Raw genomic sequence first — 2064 nt, forward strand, 5'->3', positions numbered from 1 at the left:
GCGCTCGTCCGCGCGGCGGCCCGTGCCGGGAGGGGCGGGGACTCCGGATCGTTGGCCGCCGCCGTTCTTCCCGAGATCGCGGCCGCTGTCGGCGCGCGGGCCGCGGTGCTGCTCGGTTCCCCGCCGCACTTTCGGTCGACCGAAACGTGGGGGCGCCCCGGCGCTCTGCCACCGCGGGAACTGCTGGCAGAATGTCTTGATCGAGACGGCGCAAAACTCACTCCCTGCGACGAGGACGAGTCCTGCAACTGCATGGTGCTCCCCGGCGGGATGCCTTCGCTGCCCCTCGTGGTCCTGACCGGTCGCGGGTGGGACCCCACTGACCTACCGGGGGCGTGGGCCGCTGTGCGTTGTCTGGCCGCGCTGTTGCCCGAGGCCGACGTCGCGGCGGCGGCGGCGGATCGGGCGGAACGCTTCGAACGGCTGGCCGCGGCGGCGGCGAGACTCGCTGCGGTGCGGGAGTCCGGCCCGCTGTTGGAAGCCCTCGCCTCCGCCGCCTGCGATCTGCTGGGCTGCGATCGCGCCAGCATCTTCCTGCATGTCCCCGACCCCGCGACCGATGAGTCCGGGGGCGGAGCCGCCGGCCCGGGGCGGCTGGTCGGTCGTCCGGCGCTGGGCGTGGAGGAGGGGGAACTGTCGATCTCGGCGGACGCCGGCGTGGTCGGGGCGGTGTTTCACAGCGGGGAGCCGGCCCGCGTGGACGACGCCGACGACGATCCGCGGGTCGCCGCCGCCGTCGACGATCGCACCGGATACCAGACGCGGACGCTGCTGGCCGTCCCGCTGCTCGCCCCGGCGACGGCGACGGCCGGCGGAGCGCCGATCGGCGTGTTCGAGGCGATGAACAAGGCGGCCGGGCCGTTCACGGACCTCGATCAGGAGATCCTCGCCGCCCTCGCCCCGCACGCGGCGGCGGCACTGGCGAACGCGACGGAACGCGACGCCCTGGTTCGCAGCCGCGACGCCGCCGCCGCCCGCGCCGCGGACGCCGTCGACGGACGCATTCGGCTCATCGGCGCCTCGCCCGCGGTCGCCACTCTGCGGGACACGGTCAACCGGCTCGCCGCGACGGATCTTCCCGTGCTGGTCACGGGCGAATCGGGCACCGGCAAGGAGGTCGTCGCCACCTGCCTGCACGATCGCGGTCCCCGGAGCAAGGGGCCGTTCATCGCGGTGAACTGCGCGGCGCTGACCGAATCGCTGTTGGAAAGCGAACTATTCGGCCACGAACGCGGCGCCTTCACCGACGCCCGCGAGGCCCGGGCCGGGAAGTTTGAACTGGCCGACGGGGGCACGTTGTTCCTCGACGAGATCGGCGACATGAGCCCCGGCGGTCAGGCGAAGCTGCTCCGGGTGTTGGAGCAGCGCGTCGTCACCCGCGTGGGCGGATCGAAGCAGATTCCGGTCGACGTGCGGGTCGTCGCCGCGACCAACGCGGATCTCGCGGAGAAGGTCGCGGAGAAATCGTTCCGGGCGGATCTCTATTACCGGCTCGGCGTCGTCACCCATCACCTCCCCCCGCTGCGGGAGCGGCCCGAGGACGTCATCCCGCTGGCCGAACACTTCCTCGGCACGTTTTCCGCCAAGGCCGGCCGGCCGATGCCCCGACTCTCCGCGGAGGCCCGCAAACGGTTGCAGGCTCACGCCTGGCCCGGCAACGTCCGCGAGTTGCGCAACACGATCGAACGGGTGGTTTACCTCGGAACCGGGGACACGGTCGAACCGGGGGAACTCACGTTCCTGCTGGCTCCGGGGCGGCCCGGCACGAGCGGCGCCGGCGGCGACGCGAAGCTGACCGACGCGACCCGCGATTTCCAACGGGAGTTCATCGCCGCCGCCGTGGACCGCGTCCGCGGCAACATGAGCGAAGCGGCCAAGTTGCTCGGCCTGCACCGCAGCAACCTGTACCGCAAGATGAAGCAGTTGGACATGGAGGGAGACTGAACGCGTCTGCCGCTTTCGCGCGGTATCCTTCCAGGTTCCCTTCGCCCACCATGATTCCATGGCCGACGCTCCTTCGCCCAAACAACTCGGGAAGTATCGCCCGATCCGAAAGCTCGGGGC

1 protein-coding gene is annotated in these 2064 nt (G+C 71.7%); it reads left to right on the forward strand.

Translation table 11 applies throughout. From position 1 onward, the window contains the following. Positions 1-1944, forward strand: a 1944-nt coding sequence (locus LzC2_RS21265) for a sigma-54-dependent Fis family transcriptional regulator (protein ID WP_206678862.1), incomplete at its 5' end; no start/stop codon positions are given. Positions 1945-2064 lie beyond the last annotated feature (120 nt).

Source organism: Alienimonas chondri, from assembly GCF_013036045.1.
GTDB lineage: Bacteria > Planctomycetota > Planctomycetia > Planctomycetales > Planctomycetaceae > Alienimonas > Alienimonas chondri.